3 protein-coding genes are annotated in these 3,154 nt (G+C 63.9%); all 3 read left to right on the forward strand.

Annotated features, from left to right (window positions below):
* Window positions 1-576, forward strand: a 576-nt coding sequence (locus V9F06_15960; protein MEI2619099.1) for a potassium-transporting ATPase subunit KdpA, incomplete at its 5' end; no start/stop codon positions are given.
* Window positions 577-595: 19 nt separating this feature from the next.
* Entirely contained in the window at window positions 596-2,653 is a 2,058-nt protein-coding gene (kdpB, locus tag V9F06_15965; GenBank protein MEI2619100.1) for a potassium-transporting ATPase subunit KdpB, read from the forward strand.
* A gap of 11 nt (window positions 2,654-2,664) precedes the next feature.
* The coding region (locus V9F06_15970; GenBank protein MEI2619101.1) for a potassium-transporting ATPase subunit C at window positions 2,665-3,154 on the forward strand (490 nt) is incomplete at its 3' end.

Raw genomic sequence — 3,154 nt, forward strand, 5'->3', positions numbered from 1 at the left:
GGCGGCGTGGGCTCCGGCATGTACGGCATGGTCATCTACATCATCCTCGCCGTGTTCATCGCCGGGCTTATGGTCGGGCGCACGCCGGAATACCTCGGCAAGAAGATCGAAGCGCGCGAAATGAAGGCCGTCATGCTTGGCGTCCTCGCCTTCTCCCTCGTCCTTCTGACCTGGACCGCCGTGGGCGCCGTAAACTCCTTCGGCACTGACACAACCAATAACCTCGGACCACACGGCTTCTCCGAGATCTTCTACGCCTTCACTTCAGGCGCGGCCAACAACGGCTCGGCGTTCGCGGGCCTGGGCGTAAACGGCACCTTCTACAACGTGGGCATCGGTGTTTGCATGCTCGTCGGGCGCTTCCTCTTCATCGTCCCGGTGATGGTGATAGCGGGCAGCATGGCCGCCAAGAAGCGTGTCGCCCCCGGCCCTGGGACCTTCCCTACGGACGGTCTCGTCTTCGGGGGCCTGCTGTTCGGCGTCATCGTTATCGTCGGCCTCCTCACCTTCTTCCCGGCCATCTCCCTCGGTCCCGTCGTGGAGCACTTCATGCTCCGCGATGGCCTACTGTCCTGAACGAAAGGTAGTCACGCAAATGGCTGTCGTAGCCGTCGAAAAGCGCAAGAAGGCGAACGTCTGGACTCGGGAAATCCTTTTCCGCGCCATTCGTGATTCCCTCCTCAAGCTCGACCCTCGGACCCTCTACAGGAACCCGATCATGCTTATCGTCGAGCTCGGCGCCGCCCTGACATCGGTCCTCTGTCTCCGTGACCTCGTAAGTGGCGAGCCTTTCGACACACTGCGGTTCGAGGCCCAGATCGCGATCTGGCTCTGGTTTACCGTGATCTTCGCGAACTTCGCCGAAGCTATCGCCGAGGGGCGCGGCAAAGCCCAGGCCGCCACGCTCCGGAAGACACGGACGCAGACAACCGCGCAGCGCGTGAAGGCCGATGGCACGCTCGAGACCGTCCCCTCTTCCGCACTCCGGAAGGGCGATATCGTCGTCGTCGGCCTGAACGAACTGATCCCGGGTGATGGCGATGTCGTGGAGGGGATCGCCTACGTCAACGAAGCTGCCATTACCGGTGAGTCGGCGCCCGTCCTGAAAGAACCCGGGACCGATATCCGGAGCTCCGTCACCGGCGGCACCACGGTCGTTAGCGACGAACTCCGGATCCGCATCACCGCCAACCCCGGTGAGACCTTCCTCGACCGAATGATTGGGCTTGTTGAAGGCGCGTCGCGGCAGAAGACCCCGAATGAAATCGCCCTCAACATCCTCCTGGCTGGCCTCACCTTCATCTTCTTGATGGTCACGGTGACGCTCCAGCCGTTCGCGAACTACGCGGGCAACCTCATTTCGGTCGTTGTGCTCGTGGCCCTCCTGGTGTGTCTCATCCCGACTACCATCGGCGGATTGCTCTCCGCCATCGGCATCGCCGGGATGGACCGCCTCGTGCAACGAAACGTGCTGGCGATGTCCGGGCGGGCGGTTGAAGCAGCCGGGGATATCGACACCCTTCTTCTCGACAAGACAGGCACCATTACCTTCGGGAACCGGCTCGCGGCGGAGTTCATCGCGCTGGATGAACAGGGCAACGGACGTCTCATCGAGGCAGCCGTCAGGTCGTCACTTCTGGATACAACGCCGGAGGGCCGGTCGATCCTCGATTTGGCGAAATCGCAGGGCTTCGGCAGCCTCGTCGCGACGCTCGATGTCAGCGAAGGGGACTTCGTCCCGTTTGCCGCCGAGACCCGGATGAGCGGCATCCGGCGGGACGGCCGGGCAACGATGAAAGGGGCGGCCGATGCCGTCGTCGCCGCGACCGGCAGGCCCGCACCGGCCGCTTACACCGCTGCCGTGCAGCGCATCTCGAGTGAAGGCGGTACGCCGTTGGGCGTGATCGATGATGGCGAGATCCTCGGACTCGTCTACCTCAAGGACACCGTCAAGCCTGGCATGGCGGCCCGCTTCGAAGAGCTCCGAAGGATGGGCATCCGCACCATCATGGTCACCGGCGACAACCCCCTCACGGCCGCCACCATCGCCAGGGAAGCCGGTGTAGATGACTTCATCGCCCAGGCCAGGCCGGAGGACAAGATCGCACGCATCCGCGAAGAGCAGGCGCAGGGCCGCCTCGTCGCGATGACTGGCGATGGCACCAACGATGCGCCCGCCCTCGCCCAGGCCGATGTCGGTGTCGCGATGAACAGTGGCACTCAGGCGGCCAAAGAGGCCGGCAACATGGTCGACCTTGATAGCGACCCGACGAAGCTCATCGAAATCGTGGGGATCGGCAAGCAGTTGCTGATGACCCGTGGCGCCCTGACGACGTTCAGCATCGCCAACGACGTGGCGAAGTACTTCGCCATCCTCCCGGCAGCGTTCGTCGTCTCCTACCCGGTGCTCGATACGCTCAACATCATGCGCCTCGAGAGCCCCGAGAGTGCCATCCTCTCCGCCATCATCTTCAACGCCCTCGTCATCATCGCCCTTGTCCCGCTGGCCCTCCGCGGTGTGGCCTACAAGCCGATCGGCGCAGGCCCCCTGCTGGCCCGCAACGCCCTCATATACGGTCTCGGCGGCATCGCCGTCCCGTTCATCGGGATCAAACTCATCGACATGTTCGTCAACCTGGCCCACCTGGCCTGAGGCACAAGCACATGGAAAACGCACTCCGGGAAATCCGCCGCGAACTCCGGCCGTTGTTCGCCATCACAGTCCTCCTCCTCCTTCTCACTTCGGTTGCATATCCCCTCGCCGTGACCGGGATCGGACAGGCCGTGTTCAACCGCCAGGCGAACGGCAGCTTCATCGAAGTCAACGGACGACCGGTAGGTTCCAGTCTCGTCGGCCAGAGCTTCACCGGAGGCCAGTATTTCCAGGGCCGCCCTTCGGCCGCGGGGGCCGGTTACGACGCAGCGAGTTCGAGTGGCTCGAATCTCGGGCCAACCAGCGCGAAGTTCATCGAAGGGAGCGAGGATGATCCCGCCACAGCCGAAGTGGATGAGTCCTTCGCCGGGATCGCCCAGCGCGTCGCCGCCTTCCGCGAATCCAACGGTCTCGCAGCTGATGCCACCCTGCCCGCAGATTCCGTCACCGCTTCTGGCAGCGGCCTCGACCCCCACATCTCGCCGGCGACAGCACGCTTGC

The organism is Thermomicrobiales bacterium, assembly GCA_037045155.1.
Taxonomy (GTDB): Bacteria; Chloroflexota; Chloroflexia; order Thermomicrobiales; family CFX8; genus JAMLIA01.

Coding starts and splice junctions, on each gene's coding strand:
- kdpB (MEI2619100.1), top strand. CDS start 596: ATGGCTGTCGTAGCCGTCGAAAAGCGCAAGAAGGCGAACGTCTGGACT.